The sequence below is a fragment of the Hymenobacter algoricola genome (assembly GCF_039539525.1).
GTDB classification, from domain to species: domain Bacteria; phylum Bacteroidota; class Bacteroidia; order Cytophagales; family Hymenobacteraceae; genus Hymenobacter; species Hymenobacter algoricola.
The window spans coordinates 91469-118264 of record NZ_BAABDH010000113.1 but is presented as its reverse complement, the minus strand read 5'-3'; the positions used below and the strand labels follow the sequence as shown (position 1 = coordinate 118264).

Below are 26796 nucleotides of genomic sequence, written 5' to 3'. Positions count from 1 at the left end.
CAAACTCGGTTTTCATGACACCTTTTGGAAAAGCTGTCAACATATTTCCGGACCCGACAGAGCTCACAAAAAAGCCTTCCTGACCGGAGTCAGGAAGGCTTTTTTGTGAAGCAGAGGCTCAAAAAGCCACTGCTTCGACCGGAAGTAAAACTAGTTGGTCAGACGGACGCTGACGGCGTTCAGGCCTTTCTTGCCTTCCTGCACTTCGAATTCTACTTTGTCGGCGTCGCGTACGGGCTGCATGAGGCCGGTAGCATGGACGAAAATGTCCTCACCACCACCGTCGGGAGTGATGAAGCCAAATCCTTTGGTTTCGTTGAAAAATTTGATGGTGCCGGTGCTCATACAACTGAATAATGAGTGAAAGAATGAGGTAAAGGTATAGCAATTTTTAACTTTTGGGAGCCGGACAAAAGCAAAAGCCGCCGCCCGAAAATCCCGCCTGACGGTACCCCGGACTTTTGAGCGAAACAGACTTTCAGGAATCTAGCTAAATCAGCCCGCAGCCCGGGGCGGCCGTAAAGCCACTGGCCAAAAAAAAGCCCCGGTAGTTGCCGGGGCTTTTTTTGGTTTGCAGGAAATGGAATGCCCAGAGCAGCGGAACTAGATGCGCTCCACTTTCACGGCATTGAGGCCTTTTTTACCGTCGATTACTTCAAAGGAAACCCGGTCGTTTTCGCGGATTTCATGGACAAGGCCCGTTTGGTGCACAAAGATATCCTGGTTGTCGTCGTCCTGGACGATAAAGCCGAAGCCTTTGGACTCATTAAAGAATTTTACTTTGCCCGTTTTCATAGCGTGCTGGTGAGGTCTTGGTAGTGAACTGGTGGGGGTGAAGGAATGCAGTAAAACTAATACTGTTTTTTCAACTGCGCGCAGGAAAGCCGGGAATAAAAATGGCGGCCTAACCCCCGCGGGTGGTCCGGCCGCTGCCCTGAAAGTGGGCCGCGGGCTACCCGGCGGGTAGCTGAAAAAACAGCGGGCATCGGCTGCGAAAGAAGGTTTGCCTGCCCACGGCAAAAAACAAAGCACTCCGGCGGCCGTATAATTCCAACGCTTACCCATTGTTTCTCACTACCCTAACCCACCAACGGACTATGAAAAACGAGGCAAAAAACCCAGCTACTTCAAATCAGTCCGCAGAGCCCGGCACCGCGGGCAATACCGCCGGCGGCGCTGCCCCGATGAGTCCGGCGGCTACCTCCGGCGACAGTGCCGCCGCCACGTCCAGCGAGTCACTGGCTTCTTCGGAAACCAACATGGGCCGGGGCGCCGTAGGCAGCCAGGGCCGGACCGAGAACCGTGAAGCCAACGCCAGTGCGCTGCAAGCCGGCTCCGCTCCTGCGGGCAGCAAGCCGGCTGCGGTTCGCAACCCTGCTGCCAAATCCGGCCCGGCCAAAAAAAGCACTGTCCCGCAGAGCAGCACCAGCGCCCAATCCGGTAAAGCGGGTGGCGCGGTCAAAAAGTCGGGTGCGGCCGGCGCGGCCTCTTCGGCTGAGGAGCGCAGCAGCTACGGCGGCAACTTCGGCAACAGCACCCAGGGCAGCTACAACGACCAGGACCGCCGGGAAAACCAGCAGAGCGGTGCCTCGCGGGGCGAGTTTGGCAGCCAGGGCTACGGCAACACCCAGGGCGGCTACGGCAACCAGTACCGGGAAACGCCCGGCCGCGGCGACGGCCACTACGGCCACGACCAGCAATACGGTGGTGACCAGTATGGCGGGGGCAGCTACGGTCAGCACAACTCCTACCGCAACTACGACGGCCGCTCGGCGCCGCAGGAGGGCTATACCCAACAGAACCAACAGAACCAGGGCAACTGGGACAACCAGGGCCCGCAAGGCAACTGGGGCAACCAGAACCAGTCCGGGCCGCGCCCCGGCTACGGCAACTCTGCTGGCAGCTACGGGCCACCGCAGGGTGGGGGCTACCAGAACCGCAGCGACTTTGGCCCGGGCAACCAGCGCTACAATGCTGACTCCCGCGAAAACCATGGGCCGGGCAGCTACGGCCGCGGCCCGGGCTACAGCAGCTCGCAGGACCGCAACAGCGGCAGCAGCAACCAGAACGATAATGGCTCGCCCTACGGCCGCGGCGGCGGCTACAGCAACGACTACGGCAACTCTTCCGGCGGCTCCAACTACGGCCGCGGCTACGAGGCCGACCAAAACCGCGGGGGCCGCAACCAGGATGAGGACCACCGCTCGTCCCGCGGCGGCTACGATAACCAGGGCTCCGGCCGTGGCCACGACAACGGGCAGGGTAGAAGCCTGAACGACTATTCGCAGCGCGGGGCTAACCCCGAGGATGACCGTCGCTACCGGGCCGGCTCGTCGAGCCGGCAGGAAGACCGCAACTACGGCGGCAACCAGGAAGGCCGGGGCACCAGCGGCTACGGCAACGGCCGGGGCAACTACGGCGGCAACTCGCAGGAAGGGTTCGGCTCGCGCGGCGGCTCCTACAATGACGAGTACGACTCGTCGGACCGCAACAGCCGCGGCGGCTCTACTTCGCGCGGCGACTACAACAACGCGGACCAGCGCCAGAACTACGGGCCGGAGCAGCGCGGGCAGTTTCGCCCCAACGATAGCGCCGACTACGGCACCGCGCCCCGCCGCAACCGGGGCCGCGACGAAGACGACCGGGACTAGCCGGTGCTGAAAAGACAGGCCACAAAAAAGGCTTCCCAGTGCTGGGAAGCCTTTTTTTGCTTGCTAAGCCCGCTACGATGCCGGCTGGAACTGCTGCTGAAAGTCGAGCGTAAACTGCCCGATGCTGCGTGGGGGGCAGCCGGTAAGCTGCTCCACAACCGGTGAAACCCCGGCGGCATGTCCGGCTTTGTAGAGGCGCTGCAGCTCCAGCATGGAGCCGCGGAGCCAGGCCGGGGCCTCCGCCATAGCCTGGGCCGCGGCTTCCTCGGGCACGTCGACGTAGCTGACCGGCCGGCCGCTGGCCTGGCTGATGGCGGTGGCAACTTCGGAGCCGCTTACGGCCGCCGGGCCCGAGAGCGTGTAGGCCTGGCCATGGTGCTCGGGGCCGGTAGCACTCAGCACCACCGCCGCCACGGCAGCAATGTCGCGCGCGTCGATGTAGCTGACCCGGCCGTCGCCTATGGGCATGTACAGCCGGCCTTCCCGACGGATATCCTCGCCGTTGTAGTTCAGAAAGTTCTGCATAAAGCCACCCGGCCGCAGCAGCGTGTAGGCCAGCCCGCTCTGCTCCAGATACTGCTCTACTTCGCGGTGCCAGCGGCCCAGCTGAATGCCGGGCGTGACTTCGGCTCCCGCCACCGAAAGCTTCACCACCTGCTGCACGCCTACCTGCTTGGCGGCGTCGATGATGCGCTTGCCAATCTCAACCTGATCTTCGCTGAAGGGCGTTAGCATGAATACCCGCTCGACGCCGGTGAGGGCTACGTGCAGGGTTTCGGGGCGGGCATAGTCGATTTCAACCAGCTGCACTTCCGGGTTGAGCTGCTTGAGCCGGTCGCCTTTGATGAGGGAGTGGACGCCGGCGCGCACGGTCAGGCCGCGGTTGGCCAGGGCTTTTACCAGCTCGGAGCCTACGGTGCCCGTGGCCCCCGTGACGAGAATAGTATGAGACATGGGAGGGGAATTAAGGCGAAAGAAGCGGGAAAAAGAAAGCGGGCCGGCCGCTGGTGAAGTGCCTACTTCAGGGCTGCTTTGTAGAGCCGGCCTTTCTCGTTGCTGAAAATGAAATCGTGGTTGTTGACGAAAACCAGGGCTTCCGCCTGCCCGCTGGAGGCAACCGGCAGGCAGCTTTTGGTGCCGTCGAAAAGCCGTTTGCCGGGCCGGCGCTCAATCAGGTACACGTGGCCGTAGCCGAGCAGGGCCACGCGCTGCCCGTCGGGGCTGATGTCGGCGGCCGTAATCCAGGTGTTGATCCGGATGCTGTCGGCCAGGCGGGCCGTGTGGTTGCCGGGGCGGGCGGGCAGCACGTACTGCTTCACCCAGTGGTCTTTGCTGCGGTTTTTGGTGAACAGGTACAGGCTGTCCTGCCAGTAGTAGAAAGCCTCGCAGTCGAAGTTGCGCCGGGATTTTTTGGGCGGAAACGCGTGCTGGTCGGGGTAGTGAAACCGAATGGTATCGATCTGCTTGAAGTCGGGACCGTCGAGGCGGTAGATGGCCAGGTTGCGGCGCTTGTTCTGGTTGTTGCCAAAGTCGCCGATGTACAGGTGGCCGGCCGGGTCGCGGGTCAGGTCTTCCCAGTCCACGTTGGTGAGCGGGGCCAGGTCGATGGTCTGGAGCAGGTCGCCCTGCTGGGTCACGCGGTACAGGCTGGCCGTATTGCCGCCGTCGCCGTGGGTCCACAGGTCGGCGTCGGCATCGGCCAGCTCCAGGCCCGAGCTTTCCACCATCTTTTCCTTGTCGAGGCGGCCGGCCAGCTGGATGGCGTAGTCCGGACTAACCTTGTCGAAATCACCCCGGCCCTGGTCGGTGGCGCAGCCGCAGAGCACCGACTGCAAGAACACCAGCACCGGAAAGAGTTTGTCGCGCAGCAAAAACAGCATATGGCAGTGAATTAAAAAAACGCGTTGCCCCGCTACGGCATGGGCAGGAATCAGCCGCCTCCCGGCCGTGCATACGCAGGCGGGCGCAGCGGGGCTAAAAAAAGGGCCGCTTGGGGAAGGAATTGCGCGGGCCTTCCCGGCAGAAACGATACATTGCTGTGCTCAACTCCTTCCTATTCAGCCGGCTTCATGAAGTTTTGCTACGCTTTGCTCGGTCTGGCGGCCAGCTTCGGGACTATTTCGGCCCGGGCGCAGCCGCCAGTGGCTGCCCCGCCCGATTCCAGCCGTTTATCTGCTGCTGCGCTTCCGTCGGGGCCGGCCGCTCCGTTCCGGCCGCTGCGCCTGCTGACCAGCCCCGCCGCGCTCCGGGTCGGGGTGCCGCTTACGTTGATTGGCGTCAGCTACTTTGGGCGGGAGCAGCGGCTGATTCGGGAGGCCCGGCTGGAAATCCAGGAGGAAGCCCGGGAGCAGTTTCCCACGTTCAATACGACCCTCGACGACTACACCCGCCGCGTGCCGGTAGTGGCCGCCTACGCGCTGCAGCTGGCCGGGGTGAAGCCGGCGCGGGGCCTGGTGCCGTTCACCCTGATTTACCTGGCCGCGCACCACCTGAACGCCGGCGCCACCAGCAACCTCAAGCGCCTGTGCCGGGCCCCCCGCCCCGACAACCCCGCGGACTTCAGCTCCTTTCCCTCGGGGCACACCAGTGAGGCCTTCATGACGGCCACGCTGCTGCACGAGCAGTTCGGCAAAACCAGTCCCTGGATCAGCGTGGGCGGCTACGCCATGGCGGCGGCAACGGGCACCATGCGCGTGCTGCACAACAAGCACTGGGTCACGGACGTGGTGGCCGGGGCCGGGGTCGGGTTTTTGTCGGCGGAGGTAGCGTGGCGGGCGTATCCGTACGCAGCCCGGCTGCTGCCGACCCGGCTGGCCCACAAGCTGCTGCTGCTGCCCACCTACGCGCCCGGCGGGGCTGTGGGGCTGGTGCTGGCCGTGCGCCCGGGCCGCTAGAAGCGCAGGTAGGGCCGCAGCTTTTCCAGGGTTTCGGCGTCCAGAATCCGGATCTGGCGCAGGTCGTCGGCCTGGCGGAAGGGCCCGTGCTGCTGGCGGAAAGCCACCACCACCCGGGCCAGCCGCTTACCCATATAAGGATGGAGCTGCAGCATCTCAAACGGCGCATTGTTCACGTCAATCGGCGCCGGCGCAAAGCCGGGGGCTACAAACGTGTATTTGCGCAGGCTGTCGACCAGGTCCGGGGCGTCGCGCAGGCTGTAGATTTCGCTGAGCTGCCCGGCGCCCAGAAAGCCGCCCAGCCGCTGCCGATACTCCACAATGCGGCCCGACAAGCCCCGCCCGATGCCGCGAATCTGCATCAGCTGGGTGGTGTCGGCCGTATTCAGGTCGAAGGCTACCAGGTGCCGGGGCTTGCGCGCAAACTTGCCGGGTGCCGCCGGGGCGAAGGGCTTGTCGGGGTAGCGGCTTTGGTAGGTGGCGTACTGCTGGCGCGGCCGCGCCGGCCGGGGCGGCAGCTGGCCGGGCAGCTGGATGTAGGGCGCCAGCCGGGCATACACCGAGTCGGGCAGGCCGTAGGTGCGCCGGATCTGCTCCTTGGCGCGGAAGCCCCCGATAACGTCGCGGAAGCGGACGATGCGCTGGGCTACATAGGCGGGCAGACCACGGGCTTGCCAGTCGGTAGCCGAAAGCGTGTTGGGGTCGAAAGGGACGAGCGGGACCTGCGGCACCGGAGGCCGGCGGGCAAAGCGCGGGTAGCGCGAAACGAAGGTGCGCGGCTGGCGCTGGGCGGCCAGCGTGGCCGCGGCGGCATCAAGGGTGCGCCGGTCGGGAGCGGGGTCGTAGGCGGGCAGCGTGGGCCGCAGCAGCCAGGGGGCCAGCAGCGCCAGCAGCAGCAGCCCGAACAGGACGACAAAGCCGGAGGTTTCGCGGCGCGAAAAGCCGAAGGTCCGGCGCAGGTAGCGGCGCCAGGCCGGCGGCGGCTTTTTGGTGATGGTAGCCATAATAATAGATCTGGTTAGCCCTGCTAGATAGATAATTGTGAGCTAAACCGAAAAGAATCAACCGGAAAAAAGTGCCTGGCCTACCGCCGGATTTTCACGTCTGCGTCGTACTGGTCGATGACGCAGAATCCCAAGTTGTTGACGGCTGTGGAAAGCGGGGTGAGCTGCAGATCCAGGGATAGGCCCTGGTCCCGGGCGCTGATGGCATGTACGCTCGGCGCCCACCGGTTGTCGCCGGTGCCGGTGTCGTCGCCGTCGAGGTCGAAGTTGATTTGCCGGCTACTCACCACGCGGTCATTCACGTCCGTCTGGGGGTGGTTATCGTCGCCCCGGCCCGGGTTGCCCGGGGCACCGAAAGCCACCGGGGCGGCAATGTTTCGCCGGGGTTGGGCATGGCCTGGGCGGGTGGCGGCGAAAGCGGGTAAAACGGGGCCAGCGGCAGAAACCGCAGGAATCGGGTTCGGTGCGTGCGGACAAGTTGCCGGGAATCGGACGGAAACTGAATGCGCCGACCCCGCGTAATTGCCATGATACCAGCCAGAGGCCGTATTATTACGGTTAGTTGCCCGCCCGAGTATCCATTGCCGCCCTCCTTATGAGCCAGACTGCCCCGCGCACCACCGAATTTTTAGACCAGCTCGCCGCCGATCTGCGCGCGTTGCGCGAAATCACCGTGCAGCGCTTCCGCACCCTGTCCGACGACCAGCTGAACCGCCGGCCCGCGCCCGGCAAGTGGAGCATCGGCCAGTGCCTGGAGCATCTCAACATCACCGGCGGCCTGGTGCTGCCCATCATAGCGCGCAAGCTGCGCGAGGCGCAGGTCAGCGGCACCAAGCCGGCCGAAACCGTGAAGTCGGGCTTCATCGGTCACAAGATGATTGTGGCCATGCAGACGCCGGCCAGCGAGAAGCCCATGCAGTCGCCGCAGCAGTACGCGCCCAGCGGCAGCCGGCTGCCGCGCACCGTGGTCGAGGTATTCGGCCGCCAGCTCGACGAGCTGACCAGCATTGTGGAGCAGGCCCGCAAGGTCAATGCCAACACTATCCGCATTCCGAACCCCGTTATTCCGCTGCTCTACCTGCGCCTCACCGACCAGCTGGAGCTGCTGGTGGTGCACCTCAAGCGCCACGTGCTGCAGGCTGAAAAGGTACTGGACGGCGTGGGCATGGTCATCGACTAAGCCGCCGCCGGCCGGGCTCTGAGCTTCCGGCCCTTCGGGCGCAGCTACCCCTCAAAAAAAGCGTCGCCTGAGCAGGCGACGCTTTTTTTGAGGGGTAGCTGACGAAAGGCTATTCGAAGAAATAGGCGACGCTGAGCTGGATCACCCGGTTGTTGATTTCATCCTCCGGGGCTTTGTCATTAGAGTCGTTGGGCACCAGGTTCGACAGTCCCAGGCCGTAGCCAAGCTGCATCTGTACCGGCCCGACTTTGTAGCCAACACCGGCATTCAGGCCGAAATCCAGGCTGCGGACGTAATCAGTTTTGGCGGTCGTGCCGGCTTTACTGGCAAATTTGACCTCGCCGGCTTCTGTGTAGCTACCGGTAGCTCCGCTGACGGCCGTACGGGTAACGTCGTATTTGCCACCAAGTCCGAGGCCGGCATAGGGGCCCAGAAACACCTGGAAGCCTTCTTTGCCCCCGGTGGTATACACCAGGTTTACCGGTACTTCCAGGTAGTTGAGCCGCTCGGTGCCGGTGGTCTTAACCGTGATGCCAAAAGCGGTTTGCGAGTCGTCCCGCTTAATGCCTTTCTGAGACAACAGTACCGACGGCTGCAGGGCCAGGTTGCCAAAGCGCATATGCAGGCTCAGACCCACCTGCCCGCCCAGATAAAGCTTGGTATCAGGCTCGTCGTTGAGGTCTTTGTAGTCCTGGGAGATGTCAGCCAGGTTCAGGCCCACGCGCGGGCCAAAGCTCACCTGGGCGTGGGCGGTGGTTGCCCCAGCCGACAGCAGCACTGCCAGCCAACCGATTTGTAGATTCTTGTTCATATATACAGGAGAAAAAATAATAAAAGGGCTTGAGTGCGCAAGGCAGGGCCGGCAGTTCGAATTGGCCGGAGCTCATCGAAACTTCCGGGGCGGCGGCATGATTCAGCCCGAAATAAACCAGCGGGGCCGCGTGGAATCGGACTGGGCGGGGCATCTGAATTTTGCCAACTTGCCACCCCACCCGCTTTCGTCCTATGCGCGTCTTCCTGCTAAGCCTGTTTGCCCTACTGATGCTGCTCACCCCCGGTTCTTCCCAGTCGACTCCTGCCGCCGCCGGCCCCGACCCCGGCAAGTGGCGGCAGATTGATGCGCTGCTGAAGAAGAACCAGACGGCTTCGGCCGCCAGGCTGGTCGATGAGGTCTACCGCGCGGCGCGGCAGCGGCAGGATGCGCCCGAATACCTGCGGGCCCTGCTCTACAAGCTGCGCCTGCTCGAAGCCAGGGAGGAAGAGGCGGACGAAAAAGCCATTGCCCTGGTGGAGGCCGACCTGAAAGCCGCGCAGTTTCCGGCCCGGCCCATTCTGCACAGCCTGCTCGGGCAGCTCTACGCCAGCTACTACCAGCAGCACCGCTACCAGCTCTACAGCCGCACTCGCGCCGTCGGCCCCGACACCACCGACGCCAGCGCCGCCGACATCGGCACCTGGGACGCGGCCCGCCTGGGCAGCGCCATCGTGCAGCACTACCGCGCCTCGGTAGGCGACGAGCCCCGGCGCCAGCAGCAGCTCCGGCTGGCCGCGCTGGGCTACGCCGTAACCGGCGGCGACGCCGAAGGCCGGGCCCTGCGCCCCACCCTCTACGACTTGCTGGCCCACCGCGCCATCGAGGCCCTGCAAAACGAAGAGTACTACGTCACCAAGCCCGCCGAGCAGTTTCAACCCGCCGACCCGGCCCTGTACGGCCCGGCGGCGGCATTTGTCGGGCTGAAGCTGTCCGTGCCGGCGGCTGATTCGCTCAATGGCCGCTGGCACGCGCTGCGCATGTTGCAGGAGCTGACGGCCTTCCGGCTGCAGGATGGGAAAAACCGGCCCGCGCTGGCCGCCGTCGACCTGCTGCGCGTGGATTATCTGCACACCAACGCCCCGAACGAAGCCCAGGCGCAGTATGCGCCCGCACTGGAGCGGCTGGCGGCGGAGTACGCCGCGCTGCCCATCGGCACCGAGTTTGTGGCCCGGCAGGTAGAGGTGTGGCGGGGCAGCAACCCGGTACGGGCCGTAGCCCTGGCCCGCACCGCCGAAAGCCGCTTCCCCAGGTCGCGCGGGGCGCAGACGGCCCGGCGGATTCGGGAGGAAATCGAGAGTCCGGCGCTGGGCTTCGGAGCGGATGCCGTGGTGCTGCCCAACCAGCCCTGGCACCTGGGCGCCTCGGTGCGCAACGTGACGGCGCTGCGGGGCTGGGCCTACCGCCTCACCTTGGCCGAGTGGAAAAGCTATCAGGACTACCGGCAGCGGCAGGAAGTGCCTTTTTCGCGGCGCTACGCCCGGGCCCTGGCCACTGCGCCGGTGGCCACCTGGGCGGTGCCGGTGCCGAAAGCGCCGGAGCCGTACGCCACCCAGAATCTGGAAGGCGCGGGTCCGGCGCTGCCGGTAGGGCATTACCTGCTGCTGCTGAGCAACCAGACCACCACGCCCGACCAGCGCCAGGCCGAAGGCGTCACGAGCTACGCGGTGCTGTCGGTAAGCGAGCTAAGCGCCCTGACGCGCTTCGATGAGCAGCGGCGCACCACCAGCCTGCTGTTGCTGCACCGCCAGAGCGGCCAGCTGCTCACGGCGGCGCGGGTGGTGCCCCTGTTTGCGCGCTACGATGCCAAAACCCGGCTGACCAGCCACCGCCCCGGTCCGGCCCAGCAGCCCGATGCCCAGGGCGAGCTGCACTTTCCCGCCGTGGAGCCCGGCGTCGTGGCCGCCGGCCAGGAATACCTCGACCAGGTGCAGATCATCCGCGGGGCCGATACGCTGGAGGTGGGCGGCCTGGGCGGCTACCACTCGCCGTCTTATGAGCAGCGCCCGGCCCAGGCAACCCGGCAGACGTTTCTGTTCACCGACCGCGCCATCTACCGGCCCGGCCAGACGCTGTACTTCAAGGGCATCCTGACCGAAAGCCGGGGCGGCAAAGCCCGGCTGCTCACCCGGCAGCACAGCTCGGTCCGCCTGCTCGACGTGAACGGGCAGACCGTGCAGACCCTGCCGTTTACCAGCTCCGACTTCGGCAGCTTTCACGGCTCCCTGGTGCTGCCCACCGGCCTGCTCAACGGCCAGATGCAGCTGCAGACCGACCACGGCAGCAGCAGCTTCGCGGTGGAAGACTACAAGCGGCCCTCGTTTGCCGTCATCTTCGAGCCCGTGGGCGTTACGCCGCAAATCGGGCAGGAGCTGACGCTGCGCGGCCGGGCCCTGGCCTACGCGGGCCAGCCCGTGGATGGGGCCACCGTAAGCTACCGGGTGACGCGCCGGGTGCTGCTGCCCCTGTTCAGCGCCGACGGCTACGGCCGGGGGGAGGCCGGGCAGGCGGAAATAGCCCACGGCACCGCCCAGACCGACGCGGAAGGCCGGTTCAGCATCACCTTCCGGGCAACTCCCGGCGCGGTGGGCAGCGGCTACCGCTGGCAGCCTGGTTCCCTGTTTGAAGCTACCGCCGACGTAACCGATGCCGCCGGCGAAACCCGCACCGGTCAGCAGACGGTGCTGCTGGGCAACCAGCCCGTGCAGCTGCAGCTCGACGTGCCGGCCCAGCTCGACCGGCAGCGCCTGCCGCCGCTGCGCCTGCTCAGCACCGGCGCCACCGGGGAGCCGCGCCCCGTGGCCGGGGTGGTGCGCCTGTACGCGCTGGCCCCTAAGTCCCGCCCCGCCGGCGTACCGGAAAATCTGCCCGCGGCCGATGAAAACCAGGAGCTGGTGCCGACGCTGCTGCGGGAGCTGCCCTTCGATACCGGCCCCGGCTCCGCGCTGCCGGCCCTGGGGGCGGTGCTGGCCACGCTGCCCACCGGCCGCTACGAGCTGCAGGTGCGCGCCGCCACCGCCGACTCGGCCCAGACCGCCGCGCGCTTCACCCTGTTCGACTCGGCGGCGGCTACCATTCCCTACAGCACGCCCAACTGGTTTGTGAGCTTGCAGGACACCGTGGCCCCCGGCCAGGTGGCAGCCGTGCTGCTGGGCAGCCGCAATGCCGACACCCGGATTTTGCTGGAGGTGGAAGCCGGCGGTAAGCTGCTGCGCAAGGAATGGCTGACGCTGGCCGCCAACGAGCAGCGCCGCGTCAGCGTGCCGGCCGATACGGCGGCCCAGGCCCGCCCGCTCTACATCCATACCACCCAGGTGAGCGACAACCGCGTGTACCGCCACACGGCCACTGTGCAGGTGGTAGTGCCGCCCGCGCCGCTGCGCCTGAGCATCGCTACTTTCCGCGACAAGCTGCAGCCCGGCCAGCAGGAAACCTGGCGCATCACCATTCGGCAGGCCGACGGCAAGCCCGCCGCGGCCGAGCTGCTGGCCACGCTCTATGATCAGTCCCTGGATAGTTTTCGGCCCCACGCCTTCGAGCCGCCGGCCTTTGGCAGCAGCTACGCGCCGATGCGCTTTGTCTGGCAGGGCGAGTTTGGGCCGCTGAGCTCCCGGGTGCTGTTTTTGCGCAAGCTGAGCGACTACCCGCCGGAGCTGCTGTACCCGCTGCTCAACACCTGGGGAGCCTTCGAAGCGGGCCGTGGCGGCGGCATGCTCTACGAGATGTCCGCCTCGTCGGGGCAGGCGGTGATGGCCGCACCGCGCGCCATGCGCAGCTCCGTGAGCAAAGCTGCCGCCAGCCAGATGATGGATAGTGAAACCGTGCAAAGCAACACCGACAACCCCGCGGATCTGAGCGGCCTGGCGGGCGCGGCCAGTCCGCGCCCCACTGCTCCGCCCGACCTGAGCGCCGTGCAGGCCCGCACCGACTTCCGCGAAACGGCCTTCTGGCTGCCGGAGCTGCGCACCAATGCCCAGGGCGAAACGGTGCTCGAGTTTCAGATGCCCGAAGCCGTCACGCGCTGGCAGCTGCTGGCCCTGGCCCACGACCAGCGGCTGCACACCGGCCTGCTCCGGCGCGAGCTGGTGACCCAGAAGCAGCTGCAGGTGACGCCCAACGCCCCGCGCTTTTTCCGCGAAGGCGACCAGCTCACCCTTAGCGCCAAGCTCAGCAACCTCACCGCCCAGCCTCTGCGCGGCACTGCCCAGCTGCTGCTCTTCGATGCCCGCACCCAGCAGCCCCTCGACCCGAAGCTGCTCAGGAGCCCCGGCCAGGTGCCCTTCGACCTGGGCGCCAACCAGAGCGCGGCCCTGAGCTGGGAGCTGCGCATTCCGGAAACCGCCGAGGGCCAGCTGCCGCTGGAAGCCCTGACCTACCGGGTGGTAGCCGAAGGTCAAGCCGTAGCGGAAGGCAAGAAGACCAGAAACGAAAAGCGGAAAACGAGAAACCAACCAGTCGCTACCTTCTCCGACGGCGAGGAAAACACGCTGCCGGTGCTGCCCAACCGTTTGCTCATCACCGAAAGCCTGCCGCTGCCCATCGTGGGGCCGGCCACCCGGGAGTTTGAGCTGAAGAAGCTGACGACTACCACCTCCGCCACGCGCCGCCACTACTCGCTGACGCTGGAAATGACCGACAACCCCGCCTGGTACGCCGTGCAGGCCCTGCCCCACCTGATGGAGTACCCCTACGAGTGCTCCGAGCAGGTCTTCAGCCGCCTCTACGCCAACCTGATGGCCGCCAAAATCCTGCAGAGCAACCCCCGCCTGAAAACGGTGCTGGCCGAGTGGCAGCGCACCGCCCAGAGTGGCGACAAAACCACCCTCACCAGCAAGCTGGAGCAGAACCAGGAGCTGAAAGCGTTGCTGCTGCAGGAAACGCCCTGGGTGCGCGATGCCCAGAGCGAAACCGAGCGGCTGCGGCGGCTGGCCGAGCTGTTTGACGAGCCCCGCCTGCGGGCCGAAACCAGCCGCGCCCTCACCGCGCTAGCCCAGCTGCAGCAGCCCGACGGCGCGTTTCCGTGGTTTGAGAAGATGCCCGCCGACCGCTACATCACCCAGCTCGTCGTGGCCGGCTTCGGCAAGCTGCGCCGGCTCGGCGCCTTCGATGCCAGCCAGGATGCGCAGGCCCGCCCGCTGCTCGAAAACGCCCTGCGCTACCTCGACGAGCAGCTGCAGCGCGACTACGCCGAGCTGCGCCAGGTGAAAGGCGTGGACCTGACAAAAGACCACCTGGCGCCTGTTCAGATTCAGGCGCTGTACGCCCGCAGCTTCTGGCCCGCGCCGGCCGTGGCCAAGTCGGCGCAGCCCGCGCAGAGCTATTACCAGCAGCAGGCCGCCGCCTTCTGGCCCACCCGGTCGCGCTATCTGCAGGCCCAGCTGGCGCTGGCCCTGCACCGCCAGAAAAGCCAGCCCGCCGCGGCGAAGGATATCCTGACGGCCCTCAGCGAGAATGCGTTGCACAGCCCCGAGCTGGGCATGTACTGGAAGGAAGTACGCGGCGGCTACTACTGGCACCAGGCGCCCACCGAAACCCAGGCCACGCTCATCGAAGCCTACGACGAGGTGCTGCACGACCAGAAATCGGTGGATGAGATGAAGCTGTGGCTGCTCAAGCAGAAGCAAGTCCAGAACTGGGAAAGCACCCGCGCCACCGCCGATGCCTGCTATGCCCTGCTGCTGCGCGGCTCCGACTGGCTCCGACCCACCCAGCCCGTGCTGGTGACGGTGGCTGGGGAAAAGGTGACGCCCACCGCCCGGCAGGCCGGCACCGGCTACTCCAAAACCACCTGGGCCGCGGCCGCCGTGCAGCCGGCCCAGGGCCGGGTGACGGTGCAGAAAACCGACGCCGGCGTGGCCTGGGGCGCGCTGCACTGGCAGTATTTCGAGCAGATTGATAAGATAACGGCGGCCACCACCGGCCTGCAGCTGGAGCGGCAGCTGTATCGGGAGCAGCGCACCGCCGGCGGCCCCGTGCTGGCGCGCCTCACCGCCGCCACGCCCCTGCGGGTGGGCGACGTGCTGGTGGTGCGCCTGGTGCTGCGCGCCGACCGGGACCTGGAATACGTGCACCTCAAGGACCAGCGCGCCGCCGGCCTGGAGCTGATCGGCCAGACTTCGGGCTACCGCTACCAGGGCGGGCTGGGCTACTACGAAAGCCCCCGCGACGCGGCCACCAACTTCTTCATCGGCTTCTTTCCCAAGGGCACCCACACTTTCGAATACCGCCTGCGGGCCGCCCAGAGCGGCGATTTTTCCGGTGGCCTGGCCCAGCTGCAGTGCCTGTACGCGCCGGAATTTGCGGCCCACTCGGCCGGTACGCGGGTGCAAATCAGCGCACTAGGGGAGAAGTAGGAAAAAGCAGGATTTTTCGGGCGGCGGGCCGGGGCCACGCGCCGGGCAGGCCGTTTGGACGACTGAACAAAATTGTGGTCTTGCGGCGGGAACTCAACGGGCGTACTTTTGCGCCTTCCGATCTTTTGCAACGCAGTTGATGAAAAGCCTCTATTTATTCGCCGGTCTGCTGCTGGGCAGCGCCCCGGCTTTTGCGCAGGAAGAAAAAAACATATCCTCAGCCGACGCTAAAGGCCCCGCGGCCGTGTCGGTAACGGCCCTGCCCGGGGAGGAAAAGCTTTCCGTCCGGGAGCGGGCCGAGCGGGATTTCCTGATGCCGGTGCGCCGCAAGCAGGATGCTGCTTTGCGCGCGGCCCACGAAGAAGCCCAGCAGCAGGCCACGGCCGAGGCCTCGTTTGTGGGCCCCAAGGAGCCCGAGGTGGAAGAAGCCGCCGCGCCGGCCGCCAAGCCGGCCGTCCGCCGCACCTACCACCGTGCCAGCTCTGCCCACCGCCGTGCGAGCAGCAAGCGCAAGGCAACCAGCAAATCGGGTACTGCCAAAAAGAAAGTGGTGCACAAGACCAGCCGCCGCTAGCTACCGGATAAAGCTCCTAAAGCAAAGAGCCGCGCCCGGTCGGGTTGCGGCTCCTTGTTTTAGGAGCTGACCAACTCCCTGGTCCTTGCCTCGTGGCCGGGAGCTACTCGCTTGGGTCTGGTTGAGCAGGGTCAGTTTCGGAGGCGTCGTGGCTGTAACGGGGTGTTGGGTTACGCCGGGTGGGAAGATTTGGTTGGTCTTCCGAGCGGCCCAGGCACAGGCCGTAACCGAGCTGCACGGTAGCGTAAGAGCCGCGGGTGCTGGCTACGAAGCTGCCCTGCTGCACGGTCCCGGTATCATCGAGGAAGTCGGCCTGGGTTGAGCGGACTTCGCTGAACTGACGCAGGCCGCGCTGGTAAGTAGCCGTGAGCAACAGGGTCTGTCTTGGGCTCAGCTCGTAGCGTAGCAGGGCTTCCAGCCCGGCCATGGGTGTGCCGCCGCGCTGGGCTTCGGTCACGGCTATCAGGGGATGAGTGGGGGTGGGGCGGGTGTCAGCGGCAGTATGCCAAAGCAGACCAGTGTATTGGTATGACCCATAGAGCGGCAGGGCGTAGGAGCCGGTCAGGGCCACATCCAGGGCCCAGCGCGGCCCGGGCAGCCACACATCGTAGAGCACGGCCCGCACGCCGTATTGGTACAAGGTTTGGCTGCCTATACCGGCACCCCGGCGGCTGTTTCCGGAGCGGTAAGTAAACTGCTGCGCCAGCCCGGTTATGCGCTGCTCGAAGCCCAGGCCCAGCCAGGGGCGCACGGGCAGCGTAAGGCGCAACGCGGCTCCGGTATTGAACCCGGCCACCGTACGAAAATTATCGGGCAGGTTGTACCGCGTCAGGGCGGCGCGGCTTAGCACGGCCCCGCCGCTCAAGCTCAGCTCGGCACCCCGCTGGGCGTATGCCGGTGCAAGGCCGCCGGCCAACAAAAAAACGCAGCCCCACAGGCCGCGGTAAAAGAGACAAGCACAAGAAGTAGAAATAGTCATGCCGCCTTAACGCGGTATGAGCTGGTGAATTGTGCCTAGCCTACGTGCCCTGGGGCATCAGGCGCACCACCAGCCCATCGAGGCGCTCCGACAGGCGGATCTGGCAGGAAAGACGGCTGCCCTGGCTCATCACGGGCAGGCTTTCGAGCATGGCCAGCTCATCGTCGGAGGGCTCGGGCAGCTCGGGGCCGGCCAGCACTTCCACGTGGCAGGTGCCGCACAGGGCCATGCCGCCGCAGGTAGCCTGGATGTCGTAGCCATCGGCTTTGAGCAGCTCCATCAGGCTCAGCCCCATATCGGTCGGGCCCACTACCTCGCGCCGCTGGCCGGGCGCTTCCTCCACATATACGCGTACTTCTTCGGTCATTTGGCTGGTTTGTGGTTTGTGGCTTTTGGTTTTTGGTCTTCGGTACCGCACAGATACCAACGACCAAAAACCAATCACCAAAAACTAGAGAGTGGGTACCCCGTTGACCGTGGTGTATTTCAGCACGTACTTTTTGTCGGGGAAGATGTGCTTGTAGGCGCCCTGGGCCATGAGGGCGGCCTCGTGGAAGCCGCACAGAATCAGCTTGAGCTTGCCCGGATACGTGTTGATGTCGCCGATGGCGAAGATACCGGGCTCGGAGGTGGAGTAGTCCAGCGTGTTGACTTTCACCGCGTCGTCTTCGAGCTCCAGGCCCCACTCGCCGATGGGGCCCAGCTTGGGCGTGAGGCCGAACAGCGGGATAAACGAGTCGACCGGCAGGTTTTCCGTTTCCCCGCCGTTGGCGGTGATGGTCACCGACTCCAGCGCCTCGGGGCCGTGCACGTGAGTGACGTTGCTGCTCAGCACGAGGCGTACTCTGCCGGCGTCGTGCAGGTTTTTGACTTTCTCGGCCGAGTCGGCGGCCCCGCGGAAGGTGGTGCCGCGGTGTACCAGGGTGACTTCCTTGGCCACATCGGCCAGGAAAATGGTCCAGTCCAGGGCCGAGTCGCCGCCGCCGGCAATAACCAGGCGCTGGTCGCGGAAGGTTTCGGGGTCGCGCACCATGTAGTACACGCCCTTGCCGGCCTCGTAGGTTTCCAGGCTTTCGATGGCGGGCTTGCGGGGCTCGAACGAGCCCAGGCCGCCGGCAATGGCAATGGCCTTGCACAGAATCTCGGTGCCGTCGGCCGTCGTCAGCGAGAAGGTGCCATCCGCCAGCTTTTTGAAATGCTCGACCCGCTCGCCCAGCGTGAACGTGGGGTGAAACGGCTCAATCTGCCGCATCAGGTTGCGGACCAGGTCGCCGGCCAGCACGTCGGGGAAGCCGGGAATATCGTAAATCGGCTTCTTCGGATAAATCTCGGAAAGCTGACCGCCCACCTGGGGCAGCGCGTCCACTACGTGGCAGCGCAACTTCAGCAAACCAGCCTCAAACACGGCGAACAAACCTACCGGCCCGGCGCCGATAATGCAGATATCAGTGGAAATCGAATTGGACATGCAGAAAACAAAAAAATGAGCAGCCTCAGACGGATGGATAACAGCCAACCCACCCGAAACGTTGGCTGACCCGGCCAGATTAGCTGCCCAGGAGCAGGCCCGCCGCCCGGCCGGGCAGAGGTTGACGCCGGAAAACGCCCGGCGGCCGGCAAAGATACACACAAGCCGGGTACGTTCTGGCGCCGTTTCGTCCTTTCCACTGCAGTAAGCGGCCAGGTGAAACGCCGCCGCGGCTGCTTCCGCGGGCCGAAGCAGCAGGCCGGGCCAAAAGCCGGGTTCAGGCCGGGCCTCCGGCCGACTTCCGACTTCCGGCGCCGCTTACAGGGCCGTAGTTTCCAGCTCCTGGGGCAAAGCCAGCAGCACCTGCTGCATCAGGTGGGCCAGCTCGGCTACCACAGCCTGCGCCCGCGGGGCCGCCCCCGGGGCGGTGCCGGCGCCCGCCAGCTGCTCCAGCTCGGCCACCAGCGGCTCGGCCTGGCTAACCCCGAAGGCCACCAGGTTGGGCTTCATATGATGCACCAGCCGGGCTACTTCGGGCCAGTGTGCGGCGGCGGCGGCGGCCTGCAGCTCGGTCAGCGTCACCGGGATGTTGGTGAGAAACGAGCGGACGATGGTGTGCACGAAAGCCTGCTTGCCGCGGGACAACGCGCGCAGCTGGACCAGGTCGTAGAGCGGGGCCGCGGGCGTGAGCAGCCGCCGGAGCTTGGCAAACAGGATGGTTTCGTCGAAGGGCTTGGCTACGCAGTCGTTCATGCCGGCCGCCAGGTACTGCTCGGCATCGGCTAAAAAGGCGTTGGCGGTGAGGGCTACAATGGGCACGGCCGCCCGGCGCGGATCCGGGTGCTGCCGGATGGCGGCCGTCACGTCCACGCCGTTCATGCCGGGCAGCTGAATGTCCATCAGCACCAGGTCGTAGTACTTCAGCTCGAGGCAGCGCAGCGCCGCCGGGCCGTCTTCGGCTTCATCCAGGGCAATGCCCCATTCCTCGAGCAGCATGCGGGCCACCACGCGGTTTATTTCGTTGTCTTCCACCAGCAGCATCTGCCGGCCGTGCAGGGCGCCGGTGTCGTACTCCGCGGCGGCCAGGGCAGTAGCCGGGGCGCTGGTGCGGGGCAGCGTCAGGCAGAAGGCGAACGTGCTGCCCTGGTGCTGCTGGCTCCGCACCGAAAGCGTGCCGCCCATGTGCTCTACCAGAGCCTTGCTGATGCTCAGACCCAGGCCCGTGCCGCCGAAGCTGCGGGCCGTGTCGGTGTAGGCCTGGGTGAAGTTCTCGAAGATATGGTCCAGCTTTTCCGGGGCAATACCGATGCCGCTGTCCGTCACGCGGAACTCCACGGTGAGCGTGTCGGCGGTTTCGCTCAGCATTTCGCCCACCACCCGCACCCGGCCCCCGGCGGGCGTAAACTTGATGGCGTTGCTGACCAGATTGATCAGAATCTGGTTGAGACGGTGCGCGTCGCCCTGCACCCAGGGGTAGGGGCAGCTGTCGCGCAGGGGCGTGCCCTCGAAGATCAGGCCCTTTTCGGCGGCCTGCAGCGCCAGCGGCTGCACAGCCTGGGCCATGGAGTCGCAGAGGTTAAACGATTCCAGGTTCAGCTCCAGCTTGCCCGAGGTGATTTTGGCAATGTCGAGCACGTCGTTGATAACCGTGAGCAGGTGCTGCCCCGACGAGCGGATGATGCCCACCAGCTCGTGCTGCTGGGGGTTCAGCGCCGTTTTGGTCAGGCGCGCGGCCATGCCCAGCACCCCGTTCAGCGGCGTGCGGATTTCGTGGCTCATGTTGGCCAGAAAGTTGGTGCGGGCGCGAGCGGCATCCTCCGCTTCGCGCTTGGCCTGGCGCAGGGCCCGCTCGCCCTCCACGCGCTCCGAAATCTCGTGGGAGTGCACAATCACGTAGGGCGTCTGCCCGGTTTCGCGCACCAGCACGCTGTGGTAGAGGAAATAGTGGATTGCGTCGGAGCCCTGGGGCTGAATGCGCTGCACGCCCTGCACCTCGCCTTCGCGGGCAATGCGCTCCAGGTAGCCTTTAAAGGGCTGCTGCTCGTCCAGGGGCATCACCGCGGCCATGTAGCGGCCCACCAGCTCCTGCTCCGAATACCCCAGCAGGTTCACCAGCGCCGGGTTCAGGCTCAGCACCGTGCCGTCCAGGGTGTGGGTGCAAATCAGGGCCTGGGTGTAGTGCTGCAGGTCGCGGTAGCGCTTCTCGCGGTCGGTCAGCACCTGCTGGATCTGCTTCAGGTCCGTGACTTCCACCATGTAGATGCTCACGTAGTCCTCGGCGACGTTGGGCACCAGGCAGGTGTTGAAGTAGCGGTTCAGCACCTGCAGCTCGTAGCGGCCCGTTTCGGTGCTGGCCAGGGCCTGGGCCGACCAGCTGTGGACCAGCTCGCGCAGGCGCAGGCGCTCCGCTTCCGGCAGCTCGGCGGCGAGGCGGTTGGCCGCCGGGTTGCCGTACAGGCGCTGGCGCTGCCGGCCGTAGCGCAGCACCGGGTTGGGGTTCTGCTCCGGAAAGCGCGACAAGGTGAGCAGCTGGGCCGCCGTGCGGTGCCGCTCCGTCACGTCGCAGCAGTGCAGCAGCTTGAACTCCTGCCCCGCCTCATCCTGCCAGGGAATGAAATCAAGCTCCAGAATGAGGCCCCGGTGGGTAAAGAGCGGAATGCCGTACGCGGGCGCCAGCGGGGCCGTTTGCCGCAGCGCGGCAATGGTGGTATGCAGCGGGGCCGGGTCGGTCAGGCAGGAAGCCACCAGCGCCACCAGCTCGGGGCTCGGCATGCCGACCGCAATAGCGGACTCCGGCAGGCCGAGCAGCTGGCCGAAGGACTCGTTGACCAGCGCCACGCAGTTGGCGGCATCCAGCAGCAGGAACCCCTCGTGCAGCGAGCCCAGCAGCACCGCCAGGTAGGTCTGGCTGGCGGCGTCCCCGGCCGGGGCGGGCCCGGCTTGCTCCTGCGCCGCTCTCAGCGCCTGAATTTCCTGGTGGGCGGCCTCCAGCGTAAGCGGCAGGGCAGGGGCAAAAGACGGGGAGGGGGAAGCAGACATAACGGAGCAAAGGATAAAGCCGGCACGCCCAGCCGGTGCGGGCAATAACAAACATATAAATCACAATTACTTCCCCAGCCGGCTGCTCCGGCCAATCCTGCCAGCTTCAAAAAGTGCCTCGTAGCCAGCCCGGTCAGTGGCCAGCGGCGGCCGTCCCGCGGTTTTCCGGCCCCTGCCCGACTATGGCTTACTCCTCCTGCGCGGCGTTTTTCAGCTTGGCCAGCAGCGAGTAGGCTCCCTCGGTCACGAACAGGGTAGTAGCGGGCAGGTCCGGGGGCAGCAGCACTTCGGTAAAGCCGTCTTCGCTGCGGCCGGTGGGCAGGGCCACCAGGTGGTAGCGGCCCGGGGCTTCGACCACGAAGCCGTAGGTCTGCTCCTGAAAGCGTACCAGGGCCGCGTCGGGCAGGGCCGACACGTCGGTGCGGCCGGTTTCGATGGTGGCCCGCACGTACAGGCCCGGCAGCAGGGCCCGGTCGTTTTCCTGGTCCAGGTGCCCGTGCACGCGCACCGTGCGGTCGGCACCGATGGCCTGGGCAATCAGGTACACGCGGGCCGTGCGCTCGGGGCCCCCGCCGGCCGAGTCGCCGGGCAGGGTGAAACGGATAAGCTGCCCCTTGCGAAGCCTGGCAACGTCTTTTTCGAAGACGGTGAGCTCCACGTGCAGGTGCTCGGGGTCCACGAGTTCAAACAGTGTTTCCGTCGCCGTTACGCTCTGGCCCACGGTCACGTTCACGGTCTTGACAAAGCCGGCCCGGGGCGCGCGCAGGGTGGCCGTGCTCACGAGGCGCCCCCCCACGGGCAGGCCGGCCAGCCGCAGCCGGGCCACCTGGGCGCTGGTTTGCACGCGCAGGGCGTTGTAGTCGGCCTGGGCCCGCTGGTAGTTTTTCTGGGGCGCTACTTCCTGCTCATACAGTTCTTTCTGCCGGGCCAGCTCCGTGCGGGCGTAGTCCAGGCGGCTGCTCGTTTCGAGGTAGTCCTGCTGGAGCTGCACAAACTCCGGGTTGCGGATGACGGCCAGCGGCTGGCCCCTGCTGACCCGGGTGCCCTGCAGCAGCGTCGTGTTTTCCACGAAGCCGCCCAGTGGGGCCGTAATGGCCACCGAGCTTTCCGGCGGCACGTCCAGCGTGCCCGTGACGGCCAGGCCCGTGCCCATGGGCCGCGTGGTTAGCCGGCCCGTGCCGAGGCCGCCGGCCTGCTGCTCGGCCGCGGACAGGAGCACCAGCTCGGGGTCGGCTTCCGCCGCCTCGGCGGCTTCGCCGGTGGTTTCGGCCGGGGCGGCGGCTTTAGGTCGGGAGTCACAGCCGGCCAGAGTCAGGCTCAGCAGCACCAGAGTAAGATGGGAAGTACGCATCCGGGAGGGGCAGAAGAAGGGCTTACGGCGCGGCGGTGCCGAGCAGATAGTCCAGTTCGATGATGGTTTGATTGTGGGCCAGCAGCGCGTCGAGGTGGGCCGTGCGCAGCTGCAACGCCCGGTCGAGATGGAGCAGGTACTCGGAGAAGCCCATTTCGCCGGCTTTGAAGGCGCGGGTGCTCAGGCGCGTGATTACGGCGGCCTGGGGCAGGCCGGTCTGCTCGTAGAACTGCACCCGCGCCACCAGCTCCCGGCGGTGGGCCTGCAGCTCGTCGACGCGGGCGGCCAGCTCAGTGAGGTAGCGCTGGGCCTGGGTTTGGGCCACCTGCTCCTGCAGGCGGGCGGCCTGCACCCGGGCCTGCTGGGGCTTGCGGTAGAGGGGCAGCGCAACGCCCGCCGTTACGCCCTGAAACCGGTTGCCACCCGTGTAGTAGCGCTCCGGGCCGCCCACCCCACCCACGGTCTGCGGGCCAATAAGGCTTTGGTTGAAGTAGCCGAGCGCGAAGCCAGGCAGGCCCTGGGCCTGCTCGGCGCGGGTAGCAGCCTGCCGCTCCAGTACCTGCTGCTGCAGTACCCGGGCCTGCGCGTTCTGAGCTGGCCGCGCCGTATCGACGGCGGCGGTCGGTGGGGCGGTGGCCAGGGCCAGGGGGCGCAGCAGGCTGTCGGCCACGGCGACGGGAGCTGGCAGCTGCAGCAGGGCCTGCAGCTGGCGCCGGGCCACGGCGTAGTCGGTGCGGGCCTGGTGCAGCCGGGCCTGGGTTTCGCCCTGCTGCACCAGGGCGGTGGCGGGTTCCAGGCGGGCCACTTCGCCGGTTTTGAAGCGTAGGTTGGCGGCCCGCAGAAACTCGGCGTAGAGGCTGTCCTGCCCGCCCAGCACGCGCAGGCGGTGGCGGGCGTACACGGCCTGCTCGTAGCTCAGGCGCACCTGCCGGCGCAGCTCGGCCTGCACCTGCGTGAGCTCCAGCTCGCGGGTGGCTACCTGGGCGTCGGCCAGGCGGGCCTGGCTGCGGTACACGCCCGGAAGGCTCAGGGGCTGGGTGAGGCTGATCTGATTGTCGTTGCGGTAGGAGTTGAACTGCCCGTAGGTGCCCTGAACGGTGGTGCGCCCCAGCACGTCGACGGCCCCGCGGCGGACGGCCTGCTGGGCTTCGAGCGCGCCCTGGGCGGCCTGCACCGTGCCGTTGGTTTGCAGCGCCTGGGTGACGGCCTGCGTCGCGGAAAGCGGTGCCTGCTGGGCGTAGCTGCTGAGCGGCAGCAACCCCAGGAGCAGGACCAAGCCACCCCGCGTCTGGTGCAGGATACGGGCGTTGGCTAGGGTGGGCGCTTGGTCCGGAAACGCTGGTTTAGGGGCCTTTCGCTCCGACAAGGCATACAGCACCGGCAGCACCAGCAGGGTGAGCAGCGTAGCCGTAATCAGGCCGCCAATGACCACTGTAGCCAGGGGCCGCTGCACTTCCGAGCCGGCGCTCTGGGCCAGCGCCATCGGCAGAAAGCCCAGCGAGGCCACGGTGGCCGTCATCAGCACCGGCCGCAGGCGCACTTCGGCCCCGCGCCGGATGCGCTCCACCAGATCGGTGACGCCTTCGGCCTTGAGCTGGTTGAAGCAGCCGATAAGCACGATGCCGTTGAGCACGGCCACGCCGAAAAGGGCAATGAAGCCTACCCCGGCCGAGATGCTGAAGGGCATGCCCCGCAGCCACAGCGCCAGCACCCCGCCGATGGCCGACAGCGGAATGGCCGTAAAAATCAGCACCGACTGCTTCAGCGACCTGAAGGTAAAGAACAGCAGCACGAAAATCAGGCCCAGGGCCACGGGCACCGCCACCAGCAGCCGGTCGGTGGCCTGGCGCAGATTCTCGAACTGCCCGCCGTAGGTCACGAAGTAGCCGGGCGCCAGCCGCAGGTCCCGGTCGATGCGGGCCTGCAGGTCCTGCACCACGCCTGCCACGTCGCGGCCGCGCACGTTGAAGGCCACCGTGATGCGGCGCCGGGCGTCGTCGCGCTGAATCTGGTTCGGCCCGTCGACCAGTGCCACGGTGGCCACCTGCTCCAGCGGAACCTGCTCGCCGCGGGGCGTGGCAATGAAGAGCTGCTTCACCGAGTTGAGGTCCTGGCGCAGGTCGGCGCGCAGGCGCAGCACTACGTCGAAGCGGCGCTCCTGCTCAAACACCTGCCCGGCGGTCTGGCCGGCATAGGCCGTCTGCACGGTGCGGTTTACCTCCTCCACGCTCAGGCCAAACTGCGCCAGGCGGTTGCGGTCCAGCGTCACCACAATCTGGGGCAGGCCCGTGGCTTCCTCGGCGTACACGTCTACGGCGCCGGGCACCTGGCGGGCCAGGGCGGCGGCCCGCCGGGCGTAGCGGCCGAGCTGCCGCAGGTCTTCGCCGAATATCTTCAGCACCACGTCCTGCTTGACGCCGCTGCTCAGCTCGTTGAAGCGCATCTGAATGGGCTGCTGGAAGCTGAAGGTGACGCCCGGAATCACGCTCACGGCCCTGGTCATCTTCTCGGCCAGCTCTTCCTGGGTGGTGGCGGAGGTCCACTTGGCCTGGTCTTTTTCGAGCACCACCATCAGATCGGCCGCATCCACCGGCATGGGGTCGGTGGGAATCTCGGCCGACCCGATCTTGCCCACGACTTCTTTTACCTCCGGAAACTGTCGGAGCAGGATACGCTCGGCCTGCTGGGTTTTGTCGGCGGTGTAGCCCAGCGAGCTGCCCACCAAAGTGCGCATCTCCACCGCGAAGTCGCCTTCGGCCAGCGTGGGAATAAACTCGCCACCCAGCGTGCGAAACAGCAGCCCGGCCCCCACGAGCAGGGCTACGGCCGCGCTTAGCACCAGTACCTTCTGCCGCAGCACCCACCGCAATATGGGCTCGTAGCGCCGGGTGAAAAAGGCCATCATCCGGTCCGAGAAATTTTCCCGGGGTTGGGTGTTGCGGCTCAGGGCCAGGGCCGACATCATCGGCACGTAGGTCAGACTCAGGATGAAGGCGCCCAGAATGGCGAAGGCGACGGTCTGGGCCATGGGGCGGAACATCTTGCCCTCGGTGCCCACCAGGGCCAGCAGCGGCAGGTACACAATCAGGATGATGATTTCGCCGAATGCGGCCGAGGAGCGAATGCCGGAAGCCGCCTGGTAGGTTTCCTCGTTCATCTGCGTCTGGCTCAGGCGGTCCGGGGCGGCCCGCGGCCCGCCGTGCAGGCGGTGCACAATGGCTTCGACGATAATCACGGCCCCGTCCACGACCAGCCCGAAGTCGATGGCGCCGAGGCTCATCAGATTGCCCGACACCCCAAACAGGCGCATCAGGCTGATGGCAAACAGCATGGCCAGCGGAATCACCGAAGCCACGACCAGCCCCGCCCGCCAGTTGCCCAGAAACAGTACCAGTACCAGAATGACGATCAGGGCGCCTTCGGCCAGGTTCTTGGTCACGGTGCCGATGGCGCGGCCCACCAGCTCGGAGCGGTCCAGGTACACATCCACCAGCACGCCCTGGGGCAGCGTCTTTTGCACCGTGGCCATACGCGTTTTCACCGCGGCAATCACCTCGTTGGCGTTGGCGCCTTTGAGCATCAGCACCACGCCGCCGACCACCTCGCCCTGCCCGTTGCGGGTCATGGCCCCGTAGCGCACGGCCGCCCCCAGCCCCACCTGGGCCACGTCGCGCACCAGCACGGGCTGGCCGCTTTCGGTCTGACGCACGACAATGTTGCCCAGATCCTCGGGTGTGGCCGCCAGGCCCTCGGTGCGGATAAAGTAGGACTGCGGATTTACGTCCAGGTAGGCCCCGCCGGAGTTGGCGTTGTTGCGCACCACGGCCTGGTAAACCTGGTCCATGGTCACGCCCAGGGAGCGTAGCCGGGCAGGGTCGAGGGCAATTTCGTACTGCTTGAGCAAGCCGCCGAAGGACGACACGTCGGCCACGCCGGGTGTGCCCAGCAGCTGCCGGCGCACCAGCCAGTCCTGCAGCGTGCGCAGCTCCCGCACGTCGTGCTGCTGCTCGTAGCCGGGCGCCGGGCGCAGCACGTACTGATAAATCTCGCCCAGGCCGGTGCTTACCGGGGCCATGGTGGGGCGGCCGGTGCCGGGCGGAATCTGCTCCTGCGCCGCCAGCAGCCGCTCACTGATTTGCTGGCGGGCCCAGTAGATATCCACGTTGTCTTTGAAGACGATGGTAACCACCGACAGCCCGAAGCGCGAAAAGGAGCGCACTTCTTCCAGGTCCGGAATGGTAGCCACGCTCTGCTCCACGGGAAACGAAACCAGCCGCTCAATGTCGCTGGCCGCCAGGGAAGGCGCCACGGTGTACACGACCACCTGGTTGGTGGTGATGTCGGGCACCGCGTCGATGGGTAAGTGCCGGAGGGAGTAGCTGCCCCAGGCCACCAGGGCCAGCGTCAGCAGCCCGATGATGAGCTTGTGGTGAATGGAGAAATAAATCAGCCGGTCAAACATCCGCTGGGTGGGGGTTAGGTCTAATGCTTT

General features: G+C 66.2%; 18 protein-coding genes. 5 read left to right on the top strand and 13 right to left on the bottom strand.

Annotation, left to right across the window (positions count from 1 at the left end; all coding sequences use genetic code 11):
• Positions 1 to 150: 150 nt before the first annotated feature.
• Both ABD842_RS20555 and ABD842_RS20550 read right to left on the bottom strand, forming a co-directional pair.
• Positions 151 to 345: a cold-shock protein gene (locus tag ABD842_RS20555; RefSeq protein WP_345117921.1), complete on the bottom strand. Its 195-nt coding sequence runs from the start codon at positions 343 to 345 to the stop codon at positions 151 to 153.
• Between the two features lie 258 nt (positions 346 to 603).
• On the bottom strand, positions 604 to 795 hold the full coding sequence (locus ABD842_RS20550; RefSeq protein ID WP_345117920.1) for a cold-shock protein: 192 nt from the start codon (positions 793 to 795) through the stop codon (positions 604 to 606).
• Positions 796 to 1097: 302 nt separating this feature from the next.
• Between ABD842_RS20550 and ABD842_RS20545 the strand changes: the two genes are divergently transcribed.
• Positions 1098 to 2651 carry a hypothetical protein gene (locus ABD842_RS20545; RefSeq protein WP_345117919.1) on the top strand — a complete coding sequence of 518 codons (1554 nt, stop codon included), beginning with the start codon at positions 1098 to 1100 and terminating at the stop codon, positions 2649 to 2651.
• Positions 2652 to 2723: 72 nt separating this feature from the next.
• Here ABD842_RS20545 and ABD842_RS20540 read toward each other — a convergent pair whose 3' ends face one another.
• Both ABD842_RS20540 and ABD842_RS20535 read right to left on the bottom strand, forming a co-directional pair.
• Positions 2724 to 3605: an SDR family oxidoreductase gene (locus ABD842_RS20540; RefSeq protein ID WP_345117918.1), complete on the bottom strand. Its 882-nt coding sequence runs from the start codon at positions 3603 to 3605 to the stop codon at positions 2724 to 2726.
• Between the two features lie 62 nt (positions 3606 to 3667).
• Entirely contained in the window at positions 3668 to 4531 is an 864-nt protein-coding gene (locus ABD842_RS20535) for a hypothetical protein (RefSeq protein ID WP_345117917.1), read from the bottom strand.
• A 189-nt stretch (positions 4532 to 4720) separates the two neighbouring features.
• On the opposite strand from ABD842_RS20535, the gene ABD842_RS20530 reads away from it, so the two are divergent.
• The gene (locus ABD842_RS20530; protein ID WP_345117916.1) at positions 4721 to 5545 is read left to right on the top strand and encodes a phosphatase PAP2 family protein; all 825 of its coding nucleotides are present in this window, start codon (positions 4721 to 4723) and stop codon (positions 5543 to 5545) included.
• On the opposite strand, the gene ABD842_RS20525 is transcribed toward ABD842_RS20530, so the two are convergent.
• Together ABD842_RS20525 and ABD842_RS20520 are read right to left on the bottom strand one after the other, a co-directional pair.
• On the bottom strand, positions 5542 to 6549 hold the full coding sequence (locus ABD842_RS20525) for a ComEA family DNA-binding protein (RefSeq protein ID WP_345117915.1): 1008 nt from the start codon (positions 6547 to 6549) through the stop codon (positions 5542 to 5544). The genes ABD842_RS20530 and ABD842_RS20525 overlap by 4 nt on opposite strands.
• A gap of 80 nt (positions 6550 to 6629) precedes the next feature.
• Positions 6630 to 6911, bottom strand: coding sequence for a hypothetical protein (locus tag ABD842_RS20520; RefSeq protein ID WP_345117914.1), 282 nt, complete (start codon positions 6909 to 6911; stop codon positions 6630 to 6632).
• 233 nt (positions 6912 to 7144) lie between these two features.
• Here ABD842_RS20520 and ABD842_RS20515 point away from each other — a divergent pair, with 233 nt between their 5' ends.
• On the top strand, positions 7145 to 7729 hold the full coding sequence (locus tag ABD842_RS20515; protein WP_345117913.1) for a DinB family protein: 585 nt from the start codon (positions 7145 to 7147) through the stop codon (positions 7727 to 7729).
• 109 nt (positions 7730 to 7838) lie between these two features.
• Here ABD842_RS20515 and ABD842_RS20510 read toward each other — a convergent pair whose 3' ends face one another.
• The gene (locus ABD842_RS20510; protein ID WP_345117912.1) at positions 7839 to 8540 is read right to left on the bottom strand and encodes a porin family protein; all 702 of its coding nucleotides are present in this window, start codon (positions 8538 to 8540) and stop codon (positions 7839 to 7841) included.
• 194 nt (positions 8541 to 8734) lie between these two features.
• On the opposite strand from ABD842_RS20510, the gene ABD842_RS20505 reads away from it, so the two are divergent.
• Together ABD842_RS20505 and ABD842_RS20500 are read left to right on the top strand one after the other, a co-directional pair.
• Positions 8735 to 14893 carry an alpha-2-macroglobulin family protein gene (locus ABD842_RS20505; protein WP_345117911.1) on the top strand — a complete coding sequence of 2053 codons (6159 nt, stop codon included), beginning with the start codon at positions 8735 to 8737 and terminating at the stop codon, positions 14891 to 14893.
• A gap of 139 nt (positions 14894 to 15032) precedes the next feature.
• The gene (locus ABD842_RS20500; RefSeq protein ID WP_345117910.1) at positions 15033 to 15467 is read left to right on the top strand and encodes a hypothetical protein; all 435 of its coding nucleotides are present in this window, start codon (positions 15033 to 15035) and stop codon (positions 15465 to 15467) included.
• 103 nt (positions 15468 to 15570) lie between these two features.
• On the opposite strand, the gene ABD842_RS20495 is transcribed toward ABD842_RS20500, so the two are convergent.
• The 6 genes from ABD842_RS20495 to ABD842_RS20470 all read right to left on the bottom strand — a co-directional run bounded on the left by ABD842_RS20495 (position 15571) and on the right by ABD842_RS20470 (position 26766).
• Entirely contained in the window at positions 15571 to 16383 is an 813-nt protein-coding gene (locus tag ABD842_RS20495; RefSeq protein ID WP_345117909.1) for a hypothetical protein, read from the bottom strand.
• A gap of 103 nt (positions 16384 to 16486) precedes the next feature.
• Positions 16487 to 16813, bottom strand: a complete 327-nt coding sequence (locus tag ABD842_RS20490; protein ID WP_345117908.1) for a 2Fe-2S iron-sulfur cluster-binding protein — start codon at positions 16811 to 16813, stop codon at positions 16487 to 16489.
• A gap of 84 nt (positions 16814 to 16897) precedes the next feature.
• Positions 16898 to 17914 carry an NAD(P)/FAD-dependent oxidoreductase gene (locus ABD842_RS20485; RefSeq protein WP_345117907.1) on the bottom strand — a complete coding sequence of 339 codons (1017 nt, stop codon included), beginning with the start codon at positions 17912 to 17914 and terminating at the stop codon, positions 16898 to 16900.
• A gap of 318 nt (positions 17915 to 18232) precedes the next feature.
• Positions 18233 to 20953 (bottom strand): ATP-binding protein, encoded by a 2721-nt coding sequence (locus ABD842_RS20480; RefSeq protein ID WP_345117906.1) that lies wholly within the window; start codon positions 20951 to 20953, stop codon positions 18233 to 18235.
• A gap of 187 nt (positions 20954 to 21140) precedes the next feature.
• Positions 21141 to 22304, bottom strand: coding sequence for an efflux RND transporter periplasmic adaptor subunit (locus tag ABD842_RS20475; protein WP_345117905.1), 1164 nt, complete (start codon positions 22302 to 22304; stop codon positions 21141 to 21143).
• A gap of 22 nt (positions 22305 to 22326) precedes the next feature.
• Positions 22327 to 26766 carry a CusA/CzcA family heavy metal efflux RND transporter gene (locus tag ABD842_RS20470; protein ID WP_345117904.1) on the bottom strand — a complete coding sequence of 1480 codons (4440 nt, stop codon included), beginning with the start codon at positions 26764 to 26766 and terminating at the stop codon, positions 22327 to 22329.
• Between the last annotated feature and the right edge of the window lie 30 nt (positions 26767 to 26796).

Coding starts and splice junctions, on each gene's coding strand:
- ABD842_RS20480 (WP_345117906.1), bottom strand. CDS start 20,953: ATGTCTGCTTCCCCCTCCCCGTCTTTTGCCCCTGCCCTGCCGCTTACG.
- ABD842_RS20515 (WP_345117913.1), top strand. CDS start 7,145: ATGAGCCAGACTGCCCCGCGCACCACCGAATTTTTAGACCAGCTCGCC.
- ABD842_RS20530 (WP_345117916.1), top strand. CDS start 4,721: ATGAAGTTTTGCTACGCTTTGCTCGGTCTGGCGGCCAGCTTCGGGACT.
- ABD842_RS20555 (WP_345117921.1), bottom strand. CDS start 345: ATGAGCACCGGCACCATCAAATTTTTCAACGAAACCAAAGGATTTGGC.
- ABD842_RS20510 (WP_345117912.1), bottom strand. CDS start 8,540: ATGAACAAGAATCTACAAATCGGTTGGCTGGCAGTGCTGCTGTCGGCT.
- ABD842_RS20475 (WP_345117905.1), bottom strand. CDS start 22,304: ATGCGTACTTCCCATCTTACTCTGGTGCTGCTGAGCCTGACTCTGGCC.
- ABD842_RS20485 (WP_345117907.1), bottom strand. CDS start 17,914: ATGTCCAATTCGATTTCCACTGATATCTGCATTATCGGCGCCGGGCCG.
- ABD842_RS20505 (WP_345117911.1), top strand. CDS start 8,735: ATGCGCGTCTTCCTGCTAAGCCTGTTTGCCCTACTGATGCTGCTCACC.
- ABD842_RS20500 (WP_345117910.1), top strand. CDS start 15,033: ATGAAAAGCCTCTATTTATTCGCCGGTCTGCTGCTGGGCAGCGCCCCG.
- ABD842_RS20525 (WP_345117915.1), bottom strand. CDS start 6,549: ATGGCTACCATCACCAAAAAGCCGCCGCCGGCCTGGCGCCGCTACCTG.
- ABD842_RS20540 (WP_345117918.1), bottom strand. CDS start 3,605: ATGTCTCATACTATTCTCGTCACGGGGGCCACGGGCACCGTAGGCTCC.
- ABD842_RS20550 (WP_345117920.1), bottom strand. CDS start 795: ATGAAAACGGGCAAAGTAAAATTCTTTAATGAGTCCAAAGGCTTCGGC.
- ABD842_RS20470 (WP_345117904.1), bottom strand. CDS start 26,766: ATGTTTGACCGGCTGATTTATTTCTCCATTCACCACAAGCTCATCATC.
- ABD842_RS20490 (WP_345117908.1), bottom strand. CDS start 16,813: ATGACCGAAGAAGTACGCGTATATGTGGAGGAAGCGCCCGGCCAGCGG.
- ABD842_RS20545 (WP_345117919.1), top strand. CDS start 1,098: ATGAAAAACGAGGCAAAAAACCCAGCTACTTCAAATCAGTCCGCAGAG.
- ABD842_RS20535 (WP_345117917.1), bottom strand. CDS start 4,531: ATGCTGTTTTTGCTGCGCGACAAACTCTTTCCGGTGCTGGTGTTCTTG.